18 protein-coding genes are annotated in these 23,781 nt (G+C 37.7%); 17 read left to right on the top strand and 1 reads right to left on the bottom strand.

Annotated elements, in window-relative coordinates; all coding sequences use genetic code 11:
• Nucleotides 1-109 precede the first annotated feature (109 nt).
• From KJS36_RS03525 to KJS36_RS03460, 14 genes are all read left to right on the top strand, one after another.
• Complete coding sequence (locus KJS36_RS03525) at nt 110-562, top strand: CtsR family transcriptional regulator (protein ID WP_213534391.1); 453 nt, start codon at nt 110-112, stop codon at nt 560-562.
• Nucleotides 552-3,002 (top strand): ATP-dependent Clp protease ATP-binding subunit, encoded by a 2,451-nt coding sequence (locus KJS36_RS03520; protein WP_213534389.1) that lies wholly within the window; start codon nt 552-554, stop codon nt 3,000-3,002. Before KJS36_RS03525 ends, KJS36_RS03520 begins: the two co-directional genes overlap by 11 nt.
• A 167-nt stretch (nt 3,003-3,169) precedes the next feature.
• Nucleotides 3,170-3,724 carry a ribosome hibernation-promoting factor, HPF/YfiA family gene (gene hpf, locus KJS36_RS03515; protein WP_213534387.1) on the top strand — a complete coding sequence of 185 codons (555 nt, stop codon included), beginning with the start codon at nt 3,170-3,172 and terminating at the stop codon, nt 3,722-3,724.
• A gap of 325 nt (nt 3,725-4,049) precedes the next feature.
• Nucleotides 4,050-4,808 (top strand): (S)-acetoin forming diacetyl reductase, encoded by a 759-nt coding sequence (locus tag KJS36_RS03510; protein ID WP_213534717.1) that lies wholly within the window; start codon nt 4,050-4,052, stop codon nt 4,806-4,808.
• 120 nt (nt 4,809-4,928) lie between these two features.
• Nucleotides 4,929-5,897: a glycosyltransferase family 2 protein gene (locus tag KJS36_RS03505; protein WP_213534384.1), complete on the top strand. Its 969-nt coding sequence runs from the start codon at nt 4,929-4,931 to the stop codon at nt 5,895-5,897.
• Between the two features lie 126 nt (nt 5,898-6,023).
• Nucleotides 6,024-7,352, top strand: coding sequence for a phosphopyruvate hydratase (eno, locus tag KJS36_RS03500; protein ID WP_213534382.1), 1,329 nt, complete (start codon nt 6,024-6,026; stop codon nt 7,350-7,352).
• Nucleotides 7,353-7,444: 92 nt separating this feature from the next.
• The gene (locus KJS36_RS03495) at nt 7,445-8,362 is read left to right on the top strand and encodes a magnesium transporter CorA family protein (RefSeq protein WP_213534380.1); all 918 of its coding nucleotides are present in this window, start codon (nt 7,445-7,447) and stop codon (nt 8,360-8,362) included.
• Between the two features lie 246 nt (nt 8,363-8,608).
• A complete protein-coding gene (pflB, locus tag KJS36_RS03490) occupies nt 8,609-10,945 on the top strand; it encodes a formate C-acetyltransferase (protein WP_213534378.1) in 2,337 nt (778 codons plus the stop codon).
• Between the two features lie 151 nt (nt 10,946-11,096).
• Complete coding sequence (coaE, locus tag KJS36_RS03485; RefSeq protein ID WP_213534376.1) at nt 11,097-11,747, top strand: dephospho-CoA kinase; 651 nt, start codon at nt 11,097-11,099, stop codon at nt 11,745-11,747.
• 33 nt (nt 11,748-11,780) lie between these two features.
• On the top strand, nt 11,781-13,004 hold the full coding sequence (locus KJS36_RS03480; RefSeq protein WP_373306158.1) for a multidrug efflux MFS transporter: 1,224 nt from the start codon (nt 11,781-11,783) through the stop codon (nt 13,002-13,004).
• Nucleotides 12,994-13,140, top strand: a complete 147-nt coding sequence (rpmG, locus tag KJS36_RS03475) for a 50S ribosomal protein L33 (protein ID WP_213534374.1) — start codon at nt 12,994-12,996, stop codon at nt 13,138-13,140. The genes KJS36_RS03480 and rpmG overlap by 11 nt, the downstream gene beginning before the upstream one ends.
• A gap of 172 nt (nt 13,141-13,312) precedes the next feature.
• Nucleotides 13,313-14,560, top strand: a complete 1,248-nt coding sequence (locus tag KJS36_RS03470; protein WP_213534372.1) for an FtsW/RodA/SpoVE family cell cycle protein — start codon at nt 13,313-13,315, stop codon at nt 14,558-14,560.
• A gap of 110 nt (nt 14,561-14,670) precedes the next feature.
• Nucleotides 14,671-18,087, top strand: coding sequence for a pyruvate carboxylase (locus KJS36_RS03465; protein WP_213534370.1), 3,417 nt, complete (start codon nt 14,671-14,673; stop codon nt 18,085-18,087).
• Nucleotides 18,088-18,177: 90 nt separating this feature from the next.
• Nucleotides 18,178-19,557, top strand: a complete 1,380-nt coding sequence (locus KJS36_RS03460; protein WP_213534368.1) for an amino acid permease — start codon at nt 18,178-18,180, stop codon at nt 19,555-19,557.
• 45 nt (nt 19,558-19,602) lie between these two features.
• Here the strand turns inward: KJS36_RS03460 and KJS36_RS03455 are convergent, their stop codons facing one another.
• The gene (locus KJS36_RS03455; RefSeq protein ID WP_213534366.1) at nt 19,603-20,133 is read right to left on the bottom strand and encodes a hypothetical protein; all 531 of its coding nucleotides are present in this window, start codon (nt 20,131-20,133) and stop codon (nt 19,603-19,605) included.
• Between the two features lie 166 nt (nt 20,134-20,299).
• Here KJS36_RS03455 and KJS36_RS03450 point away from each other — a divergent pair, with 166 nt between their 5' ends.
• From KJS36_RS03450 to abc-f, 3 genes are all read left to right on the top strand, one after another.
• A complete protein-coding gene (locus tag KJS36_RS03450) occupies nt 20,300-20,899 on the top strand; it encodes an ATP-dependent Clp protease proteolytic subunit (protein WP_213534364.1) in 600 nt (199 codons plus the stop codon).
• Nucleotides 20,900-21,252: 353 nt separating this feature from the next.
• On the top strand, nt 21,253-21,651 hold the full coding sequence (gene spx, locus KJS36_RS03445) for a transcriptional regulator Spx (protein ID WP_213534362.1): 399 nt from the start codon (nt 21,253-21,255) through the stop codon (nt 21,649-21,651).
• A gap of 500 nt (nt 21,652-22,151) precedes the next feature.
• Entirely contained in the window at nt 22,152-23,729 is a 1,578-nt protein-coding gene (abc-f, locus tag KJS36_RS03440) for a ribosomal protection-like ABC-F family protein (RefSeq protein WP_213534359.1), read from the top strand.
• Nucleotides 23,730-23,781 lie beyond the last annotated feature (52 nt).

Genomic DNA, 23,781 nt, shown 5'->3' with positions numbered 1-23,781 from the left:
AAATGGAGAATAAAAAAATGACCCAAAAAATATTTTTGACAGGCTACTTACGACAGTTCTGTCAAAAATTCTGATAAATGATTTTACATTGTAGAAGAAAGGAGCAAAAATGACAGCACAGAACACATCAGATATTATCGAAGCTTATCTGAGACGTTTACTGGAAGAAGCAACAGAGATTGAAATTAAACGCGCTGATTTAGCCAATCAATTTGACGTTGTACCCAGCCAGATAAATTACGTCATAAAAACACGTTTCACAGCTTCCAAAGGTTTTGATGTTGAGTCCAAACGTGGAGGTGGTGGTTACATCAAAATTGTCAAATATCACTATTCAGCACGTCACGAATTTTTGACAGCCCTCTATCAAAAAATGCCCATAAGTTTGACAATAAAAGCTTCTCATGACATCATTCAACTTCTTTTTGACGAAAAAGTCCTGACCGAACGCGAAGGCAATTTGCTCCTTTTAATCATCACAGATGAAGCAATTTCCAGCACAGTACGTGCTAATATGATGAAAAATATTCTACAAAGATTGGACAGAGATAATGAAATATAACGAAACGGAATTTACCCCAATAGCAAATCGTGTCTTAGAAAAGGCAGCCGAATATGCGAAAACATATGAATATGCAGGTATTGAAAGTGGACATCTCTTAGCCGCACTTGCAAATATTCAGGGCTCAATGGCATACACGATTTTGCTCGTAAGCAGTGTGGACGCAGAAGATATGCTCATTGATATCGAAGACTTTTCAAGTCATATTTCTGTTAAAAAATCAGAACTTACTTTCACACCACGCACAGAAAAAATCATCGAACTTGCAAGAATTGTCATGATTCACAATGGCGATAAAGTAATTGGTACAGAGCATCTTCTCTACGCAATTTTGCAAAATGATGAAGGCTTCGCTACACAACTTTTAAAATTACAAAAAATAAATCTAGCCACTTTACGCAAAGAACTCGAAAAACGGACACAGCTAAAACTTCCAGAAAAGAAAAAAGCTGTTACTCCAATGTCCAAGAGAAATTTGGCACATAAAATCTCAGAAGCATCAACAACACCAACACTTGATACCGTCTCAACTGACCTGACCCAAGTTGCCCGTGAAGGCAAACTTGATCCAATGATTGGCAGAGAAAAAGAAATTGAGCGTCTCATTCACGTATTAAGTCGTCGCACAAAAAATAATCCCGTCCTCGTTGGCGAACCAGGTGTCGGAAAATCAGCGATTATCGAAGGACTTGCGATGCGCATTATTTCTGGAAATGTTCCAGTAGGCTTGATGAACAGCCGTATCATGGCACTCAACATGGCAAATGTCGTTGCAGGAACAAAATTCCGTGGTGAATTTGAAGACCGCATGGTCGCTATTGTTGACGAAGTATCAGCTGCCTCAGATGTGATTGTCTTCATCGACGAACTCCATACAATTATGGGCGCAGGAGCCGGCATGGATTCTGTAACAGATGCATCAAATATTCTAAAACCATCCCTTGCGCGTGGCAATTTCCAGTTGATTGGAGCAACAACTTATCACGAATATCAAAAATATATCGAAAAAGATGAAGCCCTTGAACGTCGTTTGGCTCGTGTCAATGTTGATGAACCAACAAGTGATGAAACAATCGAAATTCTTCAAGGATTAAAAGACAAGTTTGAAGACTTCCACAGTGTGACATTTACCGATGAAGCAATCAAACAAGCCGTAATACTGAGCGTGCGTTATATGCCAAGTCGCCGTTTACCTGATAAAGCAATAGATTTACTTGATGAAGCAGCAGCATCAGTAAAAATCACAGTAAAAAATCGTCAAAGCAAGCTAATTGAACTTCAAAATGAACGCACAGCAATCACCAATAAACTCGCCGAAGCCGTTTCACATCTTGATATCAAAGACTCACGAGAACTCGAATTATCCGTCAAAGAACTCACAGATAAAATCAATCATTTCTCCGTTAAGTTTGATAAAAAACAAGAAGTAACCGAACTTAGTGTAGCGAAAATCGTAAGTAACCTTACAGGCGTTCCAATTCAGCAAATGACAAAAACCGAAAGTGAACGTCTGATTAACCTAGAAAAAGAACTTCACAAGCGTGTAGTCGGTCAAGAAGAAGCAATTTCAGCAGTTTCACGTGCCATACGTCGTTCACGCTCAGGAGTAGCTGACACTCGTCGTCCGATGGGAAGCTTCATGTTCTTAGGTCCAACAGGTGTTGGAAAAACAGAACTTGCCAAAGCCCTTGCAGAAAGCATCTTCGGTAGTGAAGACAACATGATTCGGATTGATATGAGCGAGTACATGGAAAAATTTTCCACTTCACGTTTGATTGGTGCACCTCCAGGATATGTTGGCTATGAAGAAGGTGGACAGCTCACAGAACGGGTTCGTAACCATCCTTACAGCGTTGTTCTCCTTGACGAAGTAGAAAAAGCACATCCAGATGTTTTCAATATTATGCTTCAAATCCTTGATGACGGATTTGTTTCTGATGCAAAAGGACGTAAAGTTGATTTTAGAAATACAATCATTATTATGACCTCAAACTTAGGAGCAACCTCATTGCGTGACGATAAAACAGTTGGTTTTGGAGCAAAATCAGCATCAGCAGACTATCAAGCAATGAAATCACGTATTCTCGAAGAATTAAAACATCAATATCGCCCAGAATTTCTTAACAGAATTGATGAAACGATTGTTTTCCATCCATTAGTAGCACAAGAAATTGAACAAGTTGTGAAAATTATGAGCAAATCATTAATTTCACGTCTTGCAGAACAAAAAATTCTCATCAAACTCACACCATCTGCCGTTAAACTTATCTCCGAATTAGGATTTGACCCAGAATATGGCGCTCGTCCGCTCCGTAAAGCAATTCAAAGCGAAATTGAAGATGCACTTTCAGAGCAACTTTTAGCAGGAGAAATCAAAGCAGAAGACAAAATTTCTATTGGTGCAGCTAATAAAAAGATTAAAATTACACATATTGTTTGATATGAAAGAGGTTTCATGTTATAATTACATTAGAAATAAAGGAAAGGACGGTTCTGAAAAGTGCAAAAATTACTTGAAAAGAACCTTGTCGTTCTATAATCACAGGTAAGAAAAGTCAAAAAAAGAATTGATTGACTGTATTGCAAAGAACCGTGAAGGTATCTCTTATGATCAAATTTAATATCCGTGGCGAAAATGTCGAAGTGACAGATTCCATCCGCGCCTACATTGAAGATAAAGTTGGAAAACTTGACAAATACTTCAATGACGGTCATGAAGTGACAGCCTATGTTAATCTCAAAGTTTATACTGAAAAACGTGCAAAAGTCGAAGTGACAATTCCAGCAAAACAAGTGACACTTCGTGCTGAAGATACTTCACAAGATATGTATGCTTCCGTTGATTTAGTAGAAGAAAAGCTCGAACGTCAGATTCGTAAATACAAAACAAGAACAAATCGTAGAAAAACAAGCATTCCTACAGGTCAAGTCTTTACAGACGAATTTGCTCCTCTTGAAAAAGCAGATGAATTTGAAGACGAAGGAATTAAGATTGTACGTACAAAGCACGTTGCTTTGAAACCAATGGATGCTGAAGAAGCCGTGTTACAAATGGATATGCTTGGACATGACTTCTATGTTTATACAGATGGAGACAGCAATAGTACAAATGTTGTTTATCGTCGAGATGACGGACGTTTCGGAGTTATCGAAACTGAATAATAAAGAAAAGCTAGAGAAATCTAGCTTTTTTTTGTTGAAAATGATGATATGACATTATTATTTTTATATATAAATATTGAGCATTTTTATCCAAAATTACTGTGCAGTTGACAGATAGATGAATAAGCCAACAAGTTGGTAAAAAAGCGAGAAATGGCTTGTATATTCTTCTATAAAGTATTATAGTAATAATGTGATAATTATCACATTATCGAAAGGGTACCCTTTCTGTGTTATCTTGATAACACAGAAAGGGTACCCTTTCTGTGTTATCTTGATAACACAGAAACCATATCCAGAAATAAGAAAGAAAGCTGGTAAGGGAATGAAAGTAGCATTAGTCACAGGCGCAGGTCAAGGAATTGGTCTTGCCATTGCAGAACGCTTGCACGCAGATGGTTTTAAAGTTGGATTGGTTGATTACAACCTTGAAACAGCTCAAAAAGCCGCTGAAAAAATTGGAGCAGATGCTTTCGCAGTCAAAGCTGACGTTTCAAAACGCGACGACGTTTTCGAAGCAGTAGATGCTGTCGTTGAAAAATTCGGTGATTTGAATGTTATCGTCAATAACGCGGGCCTTGGTCCAACAACACCTATCGACACAATCACAGAAGAACAATTCGTTCAAGTTTACGGTGTCAATGTTGGTGGCGTCCTTTGGGGAACACAAGCAGCGCATCAAACCTTCAAAAAATTAGGTCATGGTGGTAAAATCATCAACGCAACCTCACAAGCTGGCGTCGTAGGTAATCCAGAACTTGCTTTGTATTCAGGTACAAAATTTGCCGTTCGTGGCATCACACAAGTTACAGCGCGCGACCTTGCTGAAGAAGGTATCACAGTCAATGCCTATGCACCTGGTATCGTCAAAACACCAATGATGTTTGACATTGCCCACAAAGTTGGACAAAATGCAGGTAAAGATGATGAATGGGGCATGAACCAATTTGCCAAAGATATCACTTTAAAACGTTTGTCAGAACCAGAAGATGTTGCAGCAGCAGTCTCATTCCTTGCAGGACCTGACTCAAACTACATCACAGGACAAAACATCATTGTTGATGGCGGAATGCAATTCCACTAATAAAATTAGACAAACGAGTTCCTAGAGAACTCGTTTTTTTATATTTGTTGAAAAAAAGGATTGAACACGCTTCATTATCATGTTATGATAAGTAAAGATAAAGAAATGTGAGGCAAATATATGACAAAAACAGTAAGTATCATTATTCCCTTTAAAAATGAACGTGAAGCACAGCTTGGTATTGCACTATCATCTATCAATACACAAATAGGAGTAGATTTTTCAAAAATTGAAGTTATCCTAGTAAATGATGGAGGGGATAAACTTAATTTAGAACAATTTTCTGTATTTGAAAATCTTGATTTACATTATTACGAAATAGAAAATGTTGGTCCAGGATTAGCTAGGCAGTATGGAATTGATAATAGTAAAGGCGAGTACCTGATGTTTATTGATAGTGATGATATGTTATATTATGCAGCAGCATTAAGTGAATTTTTCTCCGTGATACAGAGTAAAAAACATGATATGATAGTTGCTAAATTCATGGAGCAGTACTTAGACACTAAGGGAAATTACCAATATAAAATTTCAGCAGCAAATAATAATTCAGCCGTTTATGCTAAATGGTTTAAACGTACCTATCTCAAAGAGATAAATCTACAATTTCATCCTAAATTACGAATTTATGAAGATTCTTATTTTGTAGGTGTGGCAAGCCAGCTTTCAACAGACAGTTATTACTTAGATAAAGTAGTTTATACTTGGTTGTACAATACAAATTCAATAGGGAGAAAAGAAGCAAACACGCATGATAGATATTTACACGTTAAAGCTCTTCAATGTCGTCTTTATCTTGAAGCTGTCCGTGAAAAACAACCTCAAAATTTCCCAAATGGTGTGCGAGATTATATGGTTACTTATCTGATAGATACATTTATGCGTTATAGCAGTTATCCCCTAGTAAATGAAGATGAATTTTGGATAGAACATCGTAAACTCTTCCAAAAATTTGCAGAAAGTTGTCCCAAATATTCACCTATTTTGCAGTCAATCGTTGAAAGCGCAAAAAAAGCACCACAGAGTCAATGGAAAGCAGTTGATACAAGTAAATTTCAAGACTTTATGATAAAATCAGGACTTCAATAAAAATGTAAGCGGAAACGAAATGAAAAATGAATTTGCTAAGATTTTCACTTGAAAAAATCATGAAAAAATAGTAGAATTTAGTTGTATTAAGAGTGTTCAGCACTTAAAAATAATAAGGAGACTAAAATGTCAATTATTACTGATATTTATGCTCGCGAAGTCCTAGACTCACGCGGTAACCCAACTATCGAAGTAGAAGTTTATACTGAAGACGGTGCATTTGGTCGCGGTATGGTACCTTCTGGTGCCTCTACTGGTGAACATGAAGCTGTTGAACTTCGTGATGGTGACAAATCTCGCTACGGCGGAAAAGGCGTTCAAAAAGCTGTTGATAATGTCAACAACGTTATCGCTGAAGCTATCATTGGCTATGAAGTAACTGAACAACAAGCGATTGACCGTGCTATGATTGCTTTGGATGGTACTCCAACTAAAGCTAAACTTGGTGCTAATGCTATCCTTGGTGTTTCTATCGCTGTTGCTCGTGCTGCAGCTGACGAACTTGGTGTTCCACTTTACAACTACCTTGGCGGATTTAACTCTAAAGTATTGCCAACTCCTATGATGAACGTCATCAATGGCGGTTCACACGCTTCTAACTCTATCGACTTCCAAGAATTCATGATTATGCCTATCGGTGCGCCTACTTTCAAAGAAGCGCTTCGTTATGGTGCTGAAGTCTTCCACGCATTGGCTGCTGTTTTGAAAGCTAAAGGCTATTCAACTGCTGTCGGTGACGAAGGTGGATACGCTCCTGACCTTAAATCTAACGACGAAGGTTTCGATGTATTGCTTGAAGCTATCGAAAAAGCTGGTTATGTAGCTGGTAAAGATATCGTCTTTGCAATGGATGCTGCATCATCTGAATTCTACAATGCTGAAACTGGCAAATATGAATTTGGTAAATTGGCTAACAAACCTGAATCTGAATGGGAACTTCGCTCTGAAGATGACATGATTGACTACTACGCACAACTTGTAGAAAAATATCCTATCATCTCTATCGAAGATGGTTTGGACGAAAATGACTGGGAAGGTTGGAAGAAACTTACTGACCGTCTTGGCAAAAAAGTTCAGCTTGTTGGTGACGATTTCTTCGTTACAAACACTGAATACCTTGCTCGTGGTATCAAAGAAGGTGCATCTAACGCAATCCTTATCAAAGTAAACCAAATCGGTACTTTGACAGAAACATTTGAAGCTATCGAAATGGCTAAAGAAGCAGGCTTCACAGCTATCGTTTCTCACCGTTCAGGCGAAACAGAAGATTCTACAATCTCTGACATCGCTGTTGCTACAAATGCTGGTCAAATCAAGACAGGTTCATTGTCACGTACTGACCGTATTGCAAAATACAACCAACTTCTTCGTATCGAAGACCAACTTGGTGAAGTTGCTGAATACAAAGGTGTCAAATCATTCTACAATATCAAAGATAACAAATTTGACAAATAATTTTGTTTGATACTAATGTTGAAGTTCCCTACGGGGAACTTTTTTGTTATAATGAAAAAATAGATGATTAGAAAGTATAACAGTTATTATCAATGATTAAAAATTATGAGTTATCTGACAAGAAGAAACTTATCAAGTCGGATGAAATGAAAAATTTTACTTATGTCATTAATCCTACACGTGAGGAGATTGGCAAAGTTGCAAAGACCTTTGATTTTCCTTTTGATTATTTGGGAGGAATTTTGGATGATTATGAAAATGCACGTTTTGAAACAGATGATAATGATAATAATTTGATTTTGTTGCAATATCCAGCAGCTTCTAATTATAATGAAGTAGCGACTTTTCCCTATTCTTTGATATGGACAAAGAGTGAGTCGGTGATTTTAGCGATGAACCATGATATTGATAATCAAGCCATGTTTGAGAGAGAATATGACTATAAACGTTATAAGCACCAGCTGATTTTTGAGGTAATGTCTCAAATGACCCATATATATCATGATTATTTACGAGATTTTCGGGCGCGCAGACGTAAATTGGAAGTTGGAATTAAAAATTCGACAAAAAATGACCAAATTGTTGATATGATTGCAATTCAGGCGAGTTTGATATATTTTGAAGATGCCTTAGATAATAATCGTGATGTTTTGAAAAATTTTATCGATTATTTGCGAGCAGAAGATGAAGATGGTTTTGCAGATAGAATTTATGATGTATTTGTAGAAACAGATCAAGCTTATACTGAAACACGTATTCAGCTAAAATTATTAGAAAATCTGCGTGATTTATTTTCAAATATTGTGAGCAATAACTTGAATATTGTCATGAAAATTATGACTTCGGCGACATTTGTCCTCGGTATTCCAGCAATGATTTTTGGATTTTATGGTATTAATGTACCCATTGCAGGGCAAACGGATGTTTGGATGATGTGGGTAATTCTCGGAAGTACGTTAATAATTAGCGGTTTGGTCGTATGGTTCTTGCGGAAAAGAGATTTGATGTAAAACTGAACTTATGTTCAGTTTTTTCTTTATTAAAATCTAAAAAATACTAAATTTTTTAGATTAGGCGATAAAAAGAAAGAAAATGATTAGAAAGTATAACAGATATTAAAATACAGAGGACTGTATTAGTAAAGAAAGTGCGTTTTTAGCGATATTACTATTGAAATTCCGAAACTGTATGATATAATTATATATGTAATCTGAAACAGTCTTTCAGATATAGAAACTAAAGGAGATTTTCATACAATGAAAACTACAGTTACTGCTGATACCTTTGACAAAGCCTGGGATGGCTTCAAAGGAACTGACTGGCGTGACAAAGCAAGTGTATCACGCTTCGTACAAAACAACTACGCACCATACGATGGAGACGAAAGCTTCCTCGCTGGTCCAACAGAACGTACTCTTAAAGTAAAGAAAATTATCGACGACACAAAAGCTCATTATGAAGAAGTTGGCTTCCCATTTGATACTGACCGTGTTGCTTCAATCGACAAAATTCCTGCTGGATATGTTGATGCTAACGATAAAGATCTTGAACTCATTTATGGTATGCAAAACAGCGAACTTTACCGCTTGAACTTCATGCCTAAAGGTGGATTCCGTGTTGCTAAAAAGATTTTGACAGAACATGGTCTTTCTATCGACCCTAAACTTGATGAAATCTTGAGCCAAACATTGACTTCTGTTAATGATGGTATCTTCCGTGCTTACAACTCTAACATTCGTAAAGCACGTCACGCTCACACAGTAACTGGTTTGCCAGATGCTTACTCACGTGGACGTATCGTTGGTGTTTATGCTCGTCTTGCTCTTTATGGTGCTGATTACTTGATGAAAGAAAAAGCAAAAGAATGGGATGCTATCACTGAAATCAACGACGAAAATATCCGTCTTAAAGAAGAAATCAATATGCAATACGAAGCATTGCAACAAGTTGTAAATTTTGGTGCTTTGTATGGTCTTGATGTTTCACGTCCTGCTATGAATGTGAAAGAAGCTATCCAATGGGTAAACATTGCTTACATGGCTGTATGTCGTGTTATCAATGGTGCTGCAACATCACTCGGACGTGTACCAATCGTTCTTGATATCTTCGCTGAACGTGACCTTGCTCGTGGTACATTTACAGAATCTGAAATCCAAGAATTTGTTGATGATTTCGTTATGAAACTTCGTACAATGAAATTCGCTCGTGCTGCTGCTTACGATGAACTTTATTCTGGTGACCCAACATTCATCACTACATCTATGGCTGGTATGGGACTTGATGGTCGTCACCGTGTTACTAAGATGGACTATCGTTTCCTCAACACACTTGATACTATCGGAAATGCTCCAGAACCAAACTTAACAGTTCTCTGGGATTCTAAACTTCCTTACAGCTTCAAACGTTACGCTATGTCAATGTCTCATAAACACTCTTCAATTCAATATGAAGGTTATGAAACAATGGCTAAAGATGGTTACGGCGAAATGGCTTGTATCTCTTGTTGTGTATCACCACTTGACCCTGAAAGCGAAAATGCACGTCACAACATCCAATTCTTTGGCGCTCGTGTTAATGTATTGAAAGCTATGCTTACTGGTTTGAACGGTGGATATGATGACGTTCATAAAGATTACAAAGTCTTCGATATCGAACCTGTTCGTGATGACGTATTGAACTATGATACAGTTTTGGCTAACTTTGACAAATCTCTTGACTGGTTGACTGATACTTATGTTGATGCTATGAATATCATCCACTACATGACTGATAAATACAACTATGAAGCAGTTCAAATGGCATTCTTGCCTACTAAAGTTGGTATCAACATGGGATTTGGTATTTGTGGTTTCGCAAATACTGTTGACTCACTTTCAGCTATCAAATACGCTAAAGTTAAGACTTTGCGTGATGAAAATGGCTACATCTACGACTATGAAGTAGAAGGCGATTATCCACGTTATGGTGAAGATGATGACCGTGCTGATGATCTTGCTAAGATGGTTATGCGTATGTACAAAGAAAAATTGGATAGCCATGAACTTTACAAAGGTGCTGAAGCTACTGTATCACTTTTGACTATCACTTCTAACGTTGCATACTCTAAACAAACTGGTAACTCTCCTGTTCATAAAGGTGTTTACCTTAATGAAGATGGTACAGTTAACAAATCTAAACTTGAATTCTTCTCTCCAGGTGCTAACCCATCAAACAAAGCTCGTGGTGGATGGTTGCAAAACCTTAACTCACTTTCTAAATTGGACTTTAAAGATGCCAATGACGGTATTTCATTGACAACTCAGGTCTCTCCTCGTGCACTTGGTAAAACTCGTGACGAACAAGTTGAAAACTTGGTTCAAATTCTTGATGGTTACTTCACTCAAGGTGGACAACACGTTAACTTGAACGTTATGGACTTGAAAGATGTTTATGACAAGATTATGCGCGGTGAAGATGTTATCGTTCGTATCTCTGGTTACTGTGTTAACACTAAATATCTGACTCCAGAACAAAAGCAAGAATTGACTGAACGTGTATTCCACGAAGTTCTTTCTACTGATGATAGCGAAGTAATGCACACTTCAAATATCTAATTAGATATAAATTGAGAAATCTGTCTTCGGGCAGGTTTTTCTTTAATATTACAGCTGATAAAAATAAAATAGACTTTCAATTAAGAAAGTCTATTTTATTTTTCTGTGTTTACATTTAACGCTCATAGAAAATTTGTGCTACAATAGTAGTATGATAAAGGTAATCGGATTGACTGGTGGAATAGCGAGTGGGAAATCAACTGTGGTTGATTTTTTGATTTCTCAGGGATTTCGTGTGATTGATGCGGATAAAGTAGTACATGAATTGCAACTTCCTGGAGGAAAACTGTATCAAGAAATTTTGATAAATTTTGGTACAGAATTTTTTGATGAAAACAAACAACTCAATCGGGCAAAATTAGGAGAGCTTGTTTTTTCTGATGATAAAGCACGTGAAAAATTGGCAAAGCTGCAAAATAAAATTATTCGAGAAGAACTTTATACAAGACGTGATAATTTACTGACAGAACTGTCAAAAATGCTACAGACTGAAAATAATAATTTGACAGAACTGTCAAAAAAAACAGTGCAAAATACAGTTATTTTTATGGATATTCCATTATTGCTGGAACAACATTATGATGGCTTTGATGAGATTTGGCTTATTGCAGTATCTGAAAATATCCAATTGGAGCGTGTAATGCTTCGGGATAATTTATCTGAAAAAGCAGCAGAGGCAAGAATTGCCGCACAAATGTCTTTGACTGAAAAAATGAAATACGCTGATAAAGTGATTGATAGTAGTGGAACTTTTGAAGAAACGCAAGCCCAAGTTTTGCAGGCACTTGACACATTAAAATAAAATTTGAAAATAGAAAATAAGAAGGAAAGAGGAATTCAAACGAAAACTGTAAACTGGAAAAGAAATTTACTCATCTGTTGGTTTGGAACGTTTTTTACGGGAGCATCATTTTCACTCGTAATGCCGTTCATGCCACTTTATATTGAGGATTTAGGAATAAAATCTGTCTCACAAGCCACTTTTTATGCAGGCTTGGCTTTATCTTTAACAGCACTTGCTTCAGGTTTAGTCGCTCCTTTGTGGGGAAGGCTTGCGGATACATATGGACGTAAGCCAATGATGGTACGTGCTGGAGCGATTATGACCTTGACAATGGGCGGACTTGCTTTCGTACCGAACGTTTATTTTCTCTTATTGTTGCGAATTCTTAACGGATTATTTTCGGGCTTCATTCCCAATGCGACAGCACTGATAGCAAGCCAAGTTCCCAAAGGAAAATCTGGCTATGCTCTTGGTACACTTTCGACTGGTATGATTGCCGGCTCACTTGTCGGACCATCATTAGGTGGATTGATTGCAGAAATCTTTGGTATGAGAAATGTTTTCCTTATCACAGGTTCAGTTTTGTTAGTTGCAACACTTTTGACAATTTTTTTGGTACATGAAGATTTCGTTCCACCTAAAAAAGGAGAACTTTTATCAACAAAAGATATCTTGGCAAAAATTCCAAACAAACAAATTCTTTTTGGATTGTTTGTAACAACCTTTATTTTACAAATCGCAACACAATCTATTGAGCCTTTTGTAACCTTGTACATCCGATATCTCAGCCCATCTATTCCAAATTTGATGTTCATCTCTGGAGTTATTGTATCGGCTGTTGGTTTCTCAGCTATGCTTTCATCATCAACGCTGGGAAGAATTGGCGACCGTTTAGGAAATCATCGTTTGATTTTGATTGGGCTTGTATGGTCATTTGCGATTTATCTGCCAATGGCTTTTGTTAGTAATGCTTGGCAACTGGGGATTTTACGTTTCTTACTTGGATTTGGAACAGGAGCGCTCATGCCATCTGTCAATTCCTTGCTTTCAAAAATCACACCAAAAGAAGGAATTTCGCGAATTTTTGCTTTCAATCAAATGGCAGCAAATCTTGGAATGGTAACAGGACCGATGATTGGCTCAGCTGTTGCAGGTGCAATTTCTTTCCGTGCAGCAATCATTGTGACAGGAAGTTTTGTCCTGATTAATATTCTCTGGTCATTTATCAACTTCCGCAAATACTTACGTAAACGGAGTATTGTCAATGAGGGTTAAAATAACTTTACGTTGCACATCTTGTGGAAGCAAAAACTATATCAGTAGTAAAAATAAAGCTACACATCCAGAAAAAGTAGAAAGTCTCAAGTTTTGCCCGAAAGAACGGCTTGTGACTTTGCATAAAGAGGAGTAAAACGAATAGCATTTTCATTATTATCTGAATGAAAATAAGAAATATAAAATAAGGAGGGAAATCCTCCTTTTTCCTTTCTTATTTGGCTTTGCTATTGCAAAATGGCGAGATAAAATGATATAATAAAAAAGATAATATAATTGAAAAGCTGTCTCAATAAGGAAGGATAAAAATGAAAGAAGGATTGAAAAAGACCAATTTCTTAGATTATTCCATTTTGATTCCCTACTTGCTCATGTCAGCAATAGGAATTATTATGGTGTTTTCAACATCGGTTCCTTATCAAATCAGCCATGGACTTTCTCCTTATAGGTCTGTTATCAATCAGGCAGTATTTATGCTCTTGAGTTTTGTGGCAATCAGTGTTATTTATCGTATGAAACTTAAAGCGCTCAAAAGTCAGAAGCTTCTTGGATTTTTGTTTTTTGTACTTTTAGCCTTACTCATTTTTGCAAGAGTTGGTCCCAAACTTATAACTACGGGAAATGGGGGAACTCATGGATGGATTATCATTCCCGGAATTGGGTCAATTCAGCCAGCTGAACTTGCAAAGATTTTCATTGTGTGGTATCTTGCATCAGTCTTTTCTAGTAAACAAGATGAGATTGGTAAAAAAGATATCCATGAAATTTTTAAAGGAAAAAGTATCGTTCAAAAATTGTTGGGAGGTTGGCGTTTACCGATTTTAAGTTTAATTTTGATTGAACTTATCATGCCTGATATTGGAAATAGTACTATTATGGCGGCAATAGTTTTTGTGATGGTAGGTGCAAGTGGTATTTCTTGGCGCTGGTTCAGTGGCTATGGAAAGATTATCCTTGCAGCAATTCTCGCATTTATAGGAGTGCTTTATGCGACAGGTGGAAATATTATTCCAACGTTTCTTCGTATTTCATATATCAATAAACGTTTTATCGCTTTTATAAATCCTTTTTCTGACTTGGCAAATTCTGGACATCAGTTGGCAAATTCTTATTATGCGATTGCAAATGGTGGTTGGATAGGACGAGGATTAGGAAATTCTATTGAGAAAAATGGCTTCTTGCCAGAAGCACAAACAGACTTTGTATTTCCTATTATCATGGAAGAATTGGGAATTATTGGTGGAATTTTAGTACTTGGTATTCTATTTTTCCTCATTATTCGTATCTTATTAGTAGGTATTCGAGCGCGTAACTCTTTTAATAGTTTGATGGCGATTGGTGTTTCATCACTCTTACTTTTACAAGTTTTTATCAACGTAGGAGGAGCGATTGGAGTTATTCCAGAAACTGGGGTTACTTTTCCCTTTGTCTCGCAAGGAGGCTCGTCCTTCCTTGTACTTTCGCTTGGTGTTGCTTTTGTTCTTAATATTTCTGCGGATGAAAAACGTCGCGAAATCACAGAACTCACTGGGCAATATCAAGTCGTTAAACAATAATTTTGTTAAGATTGCTCTGTCATTGTTGACAGAGCCTTAAAATAAATGGATTTGACAGAAAATTGTCAATACATAGAAAAATATTAGTGAATAATCAATTTGGAGGCTATATGAAAAAATTGCTAGTTGCCAATCGCGGCGAAATCGCGATTCGTGTCTTTCGTGCTTGTAATGAATTGGGACTTTCAACAGTCGCAGTTTATGCAAAAGAAGATGAATATTCTGTGCATCGTTTTAAAGCAGATGAATCTTATTTGATTGGTCAAGGTAAAAAGCCTATTGATGCTTATCTTGATATGGATGATATTATTCGTGTAGCTCTAGAATGCGGTGCTGATGCTATTCACCCAGGATATGGATTATTATCTGAAAACTTGGACTTTGCGACAAAAGTACGTGCTGCTGGTTTGACATTTGTCGGTCCTGAACTTCATCATTTGGATATTTTCGGCGATAAAATCAAAGCTAAAGAAGCAGCAGTGGAAGCAAATGTTCCTGGTATTCCTGGAACACCTGGTGCTGTTGACATTGACGGTGCGCTTGAATTTGCGAAGAAATATGATTATCCTGTCATGATTAAAGCTGCTCTTGGTGGTGGCGGACGTGGGATGCGTGTGGCTCGCAATGAAGATGAGATGCGTGATGGTTATGCGCGTGCGAAGTCAGAAGCTATTGGGGCTTTTGGTTCAGGCGAGATTTATGTTGAAAAATACATTGAAAATCCAAAACATATCGAGGTTCAAATTCTTGGCGATAGTCATGGAAATATTGTCCATCTTCATGAACGTGATTGTTCCGTGCAACGTCGTAATCAAAAAGTGATTGAAATTGCTCCTGCTGTTGGTTTATCACCAGAATTTCGTGAGGAAATCTGTGCGGCAGCTGTGAAACTCTGTAAAAATGTTGGTTATGTTAATGCTGGTACGGTTGAATTTTTGGTAAAAGATGATAAATTCTACTTTATTGAGGTCAATCCTCGTGTTCAGGTGGAACATACGATTACTGAGTTGATTACAGGTGTTGATATTGTTCAAGCGCAAATCTTAATTGCGCAAGGAAAAGATTTACACAAAGAAATTGGTATTCCTGAACAATCTGAAATTCCTGCACTCGGTTCAGCTATTCAATGTCGTATCACAACAGAAGACCCTGAAAATGGCTTTTTACCAGATACTGGTAAAATCAATACTTATCGTTCTCCAGGGGGGTATGGTATTCGTCTTGATGTCGGCAATGCTTATGCTGGATATGAAGTCACACCATATTTTGACTCGCTTTTGGTAAAAGTTTGTACTTTCGCAAAAGACTTTTCAGACACGGTACGCAAGATGGATCGTGTGTTGCATGAATTCCGTATTCGTGGTGTGAAAACTAATATTCCATTTTTGATAAATGTGATTAAAGATGAACATTTCACAAGTGGTCAGGCAACAACGACATTTATTGATAATACACCAAGTTTGTTTAATTTCCCACAAATGCGCAATCGTGGGACAAAAACATTGCATTATCTAGCAAATATCACAGTGAATGGATTTCCGGGTATTGAAGATACAAAGAAAAAACATTATGCTGAAGCGCGTCAACCTCAATTAGTTGTTGGCGAAAAGGTTCGTACTGCCAAAAATATTCTTGATGAAGAGGGTGCAGATGCTGTTGTTGATTTTGTTAAGAATACAAAAGAGGTTTTGTTGACAGATACAACGTTACGTGATGCGCATCAATCATTGCTTGCAACACGTTTGCGTTTGCAGGATATGAAAGGGATTGCGGCATCTATTGATGAAGGTTTGCCTGAGTTGTTCTCTGCTGAGATGTGGGGCGGTGCGACGTTTGATGTGGCTTATCGTTTCTTGAATGAAAGTCCTTGGTATCGTCTGCGTAAACTTCGTAAATTGATGCCAAATACCATGTTCCAAATGCTTTTCCGTGGTTCAAATGCTGTAGGTTACCAAAATTACCCAGATAATGTAATTGAAGAATTTATCAAGGTCGCTTCCAATGAGGGGATTGATGTGTTCCGTATCTTTGATAGTCTGAACTGGCTGCCACAGATGGAAAAATCAATTCAAGCGGTGCGTGATGCGGGTAAAATTGCTGAAGCAACAATTTGTTATACTGGCGATATTCTCAATCCTGACCGTCCAAAATACAGTTTGAAATACTATAAAGACTTGGCAAAAGAGATGGAAGCAACGGGTGCGCATATTCTTGCAATCAAGGATATGGCAGGTTTGTTGAAACCACAAGCGGCTTATCGTTTGATTTCTGAGTTGAAAGAAACGATTGATTTGCCAATCCATCTGCATACACATGATACGTCTGGGAACGGGATTATTACGTATTCTGGTGCGACACAAGCGGGTGTTGATATTATTGATGTGGCGACAGCTTCACTTGCTGGTGGAACGTCACAGCCTTCAATGCAGTCGATTTATTATGCTTTGGAACATGGTCCACGTCATGCAAATATTAATATCAAGAATGCTGAGGAAATTGACCATTATTGGGAAGATGTGCGTAAATATTATGCGGCGTTTGAAGCTGGAATTACTAGCCCACAAACGGAAGTTTATATGCACGAAATGCCTGGTGGACAATATACAAACTTGAAAGCACAAGCGGCAGCAGTTGGATTGGATCATAAATTTGATGAAGTAAAACGGATGTATCGCACGGTCAACATGATGTTTGGGGATATTATCAAAGTCACACCAAGTTCAAAAGTTGTTGGCGATATGGCGCTGTTTATGATACAAAATGACTTGACAGAACAAGATATCTACGAAAGAGGAGAAGGTCTAAATTTCCCTGAATCAGTGATTAATTTCTTTGCGGGAAATCTTGGTCAACCTGTCGGAGGATTTCCTGAGAAATTGCAAAAGATTATCTTGAAAGGAAAGACACCTTTAACAGACCGTCCGGGACTTCATGCGCCTGCTGTTGATTTTGAGCAGGTAAAAGCTGAACTTCAAGAAAAGATTGGTTATGAACCAGGGGAACATGAAGTGATTAGTTACTTGATGTATCCACAAGTTTTCCTTGATTATCAAAAGATGCAACATGAATTTGGTGCAGTTACTTTACTTGATACACCAACATTCTTGCATGGAATGCGACTTGGTGAGAAGATTGAGCTGGAGATTGAAAAAGGGAAGACGTTAATTATTCGTCTTGATGATATTGGCGAGCCTAATCTTTCTGGGGATCGTGTGTTATTCTTTAATTTGAACGGACAACGGCGTGAAGTAGTGATTAATGACCATTCTATTAAAGCGCAAGTTGTAGCAAAACGTAAGGCTGAGACGGGGAATCCAAATCAGATTGGTGCGACAATGCCGGGTTCTGTTCTTGATGTTTTGGTCAAAGAGGGCGATAAAGTTAAAAAAGGTCAAGCTTTGATGGTTACAGAAGCGATGAAGATGGAGACAACGATTGAAGCACCGTTTGATGCGGTTGTTGGTAAAATCCATGCTTTGACTGGGGAAGCTATTCAAACGCAAGATTTGCTGTTAGAACTCGTTTAAAAATAAAATGCACTTCTTTTAGAGGTGTATTTTTTAGATTTGTTAATACAATTTTAGACATTTCTGACGTTTTAGTGTATAATGTATTTTATGGAAAATGAAAATAAAAAATTATTGGAAAAAACGACAACGAGAAGAGGATTGCAAAATCGTCATATTCAGTTGATTGCTATTGCAGGAACTATTGGAACAGGACTTTTTCTTGGAGCTGGTAAGTCCATTAGTTTGACGGGACCTTCGATTTTATTTGTTTATGCGATTATTGGGATATTGATGTTTATCCTTTTGCGGGCAATCGGAGAGATGCTTTATACGGATACGGAGCAGCATAGTTTTTTGAACTTTGTGAGTCGTTATCTAGGAGCTAAAACGGGCTATTTTGCGCAATGGAGTTATTGGCTGGTGGTTATTTTCATGGCAATGGCGGAATTGACGGCGATTGGGAATTATTTGGCTTATTGGTTTCCTCATACACCAGCTTGGCTGATGGAAGTGATTGTTCTGGTGCTTTTGACAGGGCTGAATACGCTGAATGCACGATTTTTTGGTGAGACGGAATTTTGGTTTGCAATGATTAAGGTTGTGGCTATTTTGGGATTGATTCTCACGGCGGTGATTTTGATTTTTGCTCAATATCGTCATGGCTCTGATGTGGTAAGTTTGAGTAATATTAGCAATCATTTTCAATTTTTCCCTAAAGGTGTTGGGAATTTCTTTGCAAGTTTTCAGATGGTAATGTTTGCTTTTGTGGGGATGGAATTTATTGGGATGACGATTGCTGAGACAAACAATCCTCGTCCAACGCTTGTTAAGGCTGTCAATCAGCTTCCGATTAGAATTATTCTCTTTTATGTTGGGGCGCTGATTGCGATTATGTCGATTTATCATTGGCAGTCTATTCCTGCGAATAAGTCGCCATTTGTGATGATTTTTCAGTTGATTGGGATAAAATGGGCGGCTGCACTTGTGAATTTTGTGGTGCTGACTTCGGCAGCTTCAGCTTTGAATTCTTGTTTATTTAGTTCGGCGCGTAATCTTTATTCGTTATCAACAATTCATAAAGATAGATTTGCAAGACCTTTTACAAAGCTTTCTAAGTCGGCAATTCCTTTGAATGCACTGTTGTTTATTTCGGTATTGGTTTTAGCTGCTCCGTTGATTTCCAGTTTTCAGGCGACGGCGAGTGCTTTTAATATGATTACTTCGGTAGCTACGGATTTATTTCTTGCAGTTTATATTTTGACACTTTTCACTTTTTTGAGATTTCGTAAGTCAAAAGATTTCTTGCCAGATGGTTTTATTTTACCTGCGGCGAAGATTTTTGTGCCAATCGCGATTGTGGGATTTTGTCTTATCTTTGTTTCATTGTTCTTTTTCAAAGATACGCGGATACCTGCGCTAGGTACTATTCTTTGGATTATTGTTTTTGGAATGGTTTCGAGAGTTCGTAAATCTAAAATTGAGTTGTGAAGATGAAAAAAATTTTTGACAGAACTGTCAAAAATTTTTTGTGTTTTAGAGATTGTAATGTTGTTTTTTTAACATTGCTGGGAAAACATTTCTTGCTTGATTGAGTTCACGTTTTTTTGCTTCAATCTCGTCAGTAATTTCTACTGAGAAGTTTTCAAAAATGGGACGTGATTCTTTGAAAATATAGCCACCATTTTTTAAATCTTGAGCATCGTCAAAAACGGCTAAATGATGTGCGAGGTTTTTGAAGAATGTGTTCAAAAAATAAGTTGGGATGTAGAGATTATACATGGAAGTATAATTTTTTAAGAAATTGTAATCGTAAAAGGGAATTTTGACGTCACTTTGTGGGTTGATGAGTTCTTGGTCATCGTTTGTGATAGGACGATTGAGGACTTCGATAATTTTTTGGTTCAGTGTGTTTCTGACTTCAATTTCTCGGAGGAGTTTTTCAATCGAAAGGCGTTTTTTGTAGCGATTTTCATCGTAAATTTTATAAATATAAATGCCGGCTACCATCAGCCATGCACCAATAATCAGTCCGAAAATCATTGCTATGATAAGTTCTGTATTCATAATTTTATTATATCAAATAAGAAAGCGTTTGTGAAATGTTTTTTAGTTTATCTTACTGGGATTTAAAAAAATTGTGATAAAAATTAAATAATAAAATGCTTATTCTTTGACCTTTTCTGACCAATGAGATATAATAAGCACATAAATAATGAAATGGAGAGATACTATGGGTTACTTAGTTCCTACTGTTATCGAGCAATCAAGTCGCGGAGAGCGTGCTTATGACATTTATTCACGACTTTTGAAAGACCGGATTATCATGTTGACTGGTGAAGTTAATGATGGCATGGCAAACAGTATTATTGCACAGTTGCTTTTCCTTGATGCGCAGGATAATACGAAAGATATTTATATTTATGTGAATAGTCCTGGAGGCAGTGTTTCTGCTGGTTTGGCGATTGTTGATACGATGAATTTCATCAAATCTGATGTACAGACGATTGTCATGGGTATGGCGGCGTCAATGGGTACTATCATTGCGTCTAGCGGGACAAAAGGAAAACGTTTCATGTTGCCAAATGCTGAATACTTGATTCACCAACCAATGGGTGGTACAGGTGGCGGCACACAGCAGACGGATATGGAAATCGTGGCACGTCATTTGACACACACACGTGAAGTTCTTGAGCAAATTTTGGCGGATAATTCTGGCAAACCTGTGGAACAGGTCAATAAAGATGCTGAACGTGATAACTGGATGACAGCGCAAGAAACACTTGACTATGGTTTTATTGACGAAATCATGGAAAATAACAAATTGAAATAACTGTCAAAAAGCTCTACGGAGCTTTTTTTGTTTTTGACAGTTCTGCCGTAGGGGCTAGAGAATTTATTCTCAGCCTGTCAAAAAAATTGTGATGAAAAAAGTCTTGAATACTTTTTGACAGTTTTGTCAAAAAAATTTTAAGGAAATAATTAGAAAATTTTGAGCTTATTATTCCTTGAAAAAGCTTACTTTATTGTGGTTTTGATTTATTTAAAAAAATTATGAATTTTTATGAAAAAAAGATGAAAAAGGTCTTTTTTTTGATTTAAAAATATGGTATAATTGAGCAACCGTTGAAGTTAGAAAAGTTTAACCCTGTTAGATAAATAACTAAAAAAATAAAGGAGAAACGGATGATTACTATTTATACTGCACCGTCTTGCACGAGTTGCAAAAAAGCAAAAAACTGGCTTGCCTATCACCAGATTCCATTTGAGGAACGCAATATTATCGCTAATCCTTTGTCAGTAAAGGAAATCAGCCGTATTCTTGAAAAGTGTGACGATGGTGTTGAGGGCTTGATTTCAAGTCGTAATCGCTTCGTTAAAACTTTAGGTGTTGATTTTGAAGATTTGTCTTTGTCTGCTGCGATTAAGATTATTTCTGAAAATCCACAGATCATGCGTCGTCCGATTATCATGGACGAAAAACGTTTGCACGTTGGCTACAACGAAGAAGAAATTCGTGCTTTCTTGCCACGTACCGTTCGTATTTTAGAAAATGGTGGTGCGCGTTTGCGTAATGCTATCTAATCTATTTATTTTACTGCATTTATTATTGAGAGGGCGCTGATTTAGCGCCTTTTTGATTTTTGATGGTTCTGCTGTAGGGGCTAGAGAATTTATTCTCAGCCTTCTCGGACAGGGTGAACTTATAACGAAGTTGTAAGTTTGTACCCTGTCAAAAACTTTTTTCAGAAAATTTTTGACAAAACTGTCAAAAATGTGTTATGATAAACTTAAATTTAAAGAAGAGGAGGAACATTTCATGGCTCATATGTACGCTATTTATCGAGAAGATGATCATTTTAAACGCATCGCGCATGTACATATGATCGGTTTTACTTTTGCTGGCTAAAGGGATAAGTGCGCCCAAAAATCAGTATTTATAAGTAAAATCATCAACCATGAAATGTTTTTCAAATAGAAAAATAGGAGGTTATGATTCTTTTCGTAATCTCCTATTTTATCGTGTTTTGCTACTTTTAGAAACACAGTTTATTTGATTGACATTGTCCATAAAGGAGTAAAAAATGTTAATTCAAATCAATCAATTAAGCGAAATAATCGGCGGCGTGCCACTCTTTGACACGCTCAATTTCAGTATTCAAGAAAAAGATAAAATCGGTCTGGTTGGCAGTAATGGCACTGGAAAAAGCAGCTTGCTGCGGCTCTTATTAGGTGAAGAAAAAGTACAAACGGGTACCATCAGCAAGAAAAAAGCCTTGAAAATCGGTGTCATCCAGCAAAATCCAACTTTTTCTGAAAAAAGCGTGCGTGCCGATCTTCTGGCAAGTTTTGGCGCGATCGCACGACTCAAGGAACAATTAGAAAGTATCGAGTTGCAAATGACAACGGACTATACGGAGCAACTGTTAGCGCGCTACGGTGCACTTCAAGAAGAGTTTGCTGCGTTGGATGGCTTTTCGCTCGAAGATCGGATTATCACGACCTTAAAAGGGCTTGGATTGGCGGAAAAAGTAGATCAATCCTTGGCAACACTCAGTGGAGGTGAGCGCATTCGTGTCGAATTGGCCCGTATTCTCGTTTCCGATGTCGAGTTGATGCTGCTGGACGAGCCGACCAATCATCTGGACTTGGCAGGCGTTCGCTGGCTAGAAAAGTATCTCAAAAATACCTCAAAAGCCTTCATTGTCGTTTCTCATGATCGAGAATTTCTTGATAATACCGTTCAAAAAATCATTGAAATCAGCGATCAGCAGTTGCAAACCTATCCAGGAAATTACACGATTTACAAAAAATTAAAAAAAGATCGAGAAGCGCAACTGCAAAAAGACTATGAGCTGCAACAACAAGAAATTTTTCGTCTGCGTAAGCTTGCCAAACAGTACCGCCAGTGGGGCAATGAAAGTGGCAATGAGAAATTTTATCGCAAAGCCAAAGAAATCGAGCATCGTCTGGAGCGGATCACCCAGCTCAAAGTACCGACCAGAGTTAAAAAACGCCTGCGCAAAGACATCCAGAGCACAGCAAAAACACCGAAAGAAGTTGTGTGTGTGAGCAATCTTGGCAAAATACTTGGTGATAAACTCTTGTTCACAGAGACAAATTTCACGATTTATCGAGGTGAACGGCTGGCAGTGCTGGGGAAAAATGGCTCGGGCAAGACGAGTTTTCTACGGCTCCTGCTGGGAGAACTCACACCCGACGAAGGCGAGGTTAAACGTGCAGAAAATTTGGCAGTTGGCTATTTGCCACAGCAACTTTACTTTCCAGATGAGATGTCGCGCCTTGTAGATTTTGCAAAAAAGCTGACGGGCAATGAGCAAATAGCGCGTGAGGAGTTGGCTCGTTTCGGTTTTTATGCAAGTGATGTGAGCAAACGTCTGCGGGACTTATCTGGTGGTGAAAAGGTTCGTTTAGCTCTCTTGCAGCTTTTTCAAGAGAAGATTGATTTGCTGATTTTAGACGAGCCGACCAATCATCTGGACATTGAAGCCAGAGAAGAAATCGAAGCTATTCTTGCGGCTTATCAAGGAACACTCCTTGCCGTGTCGCACGATCGTTATTTTTTGCGGAAAAATTTTCAGAAAAGCTTGCGCTTGGAAGATGAGCGTGTTGAGAAAATTGATGCGTTACTGCTTGACTAAGTTATTTTTCTTAAAAATTGCAGAAGAACAGGCGTTTGCCGGCAGACTTGTG

This window comes from Lactococcus nasutitermitis, from assembly GCF_018403765.1.
Taxonomy (GTDB): domain Bacteria; phylum Bacillota; class Bacilli; order Lactobacillales; family Streptococcaceae; genus Lactococcus; species Lactococcus nasutitermitis.
This window is presented reverse-complemented; position numbering and strand designations above follow the sequence as displayed.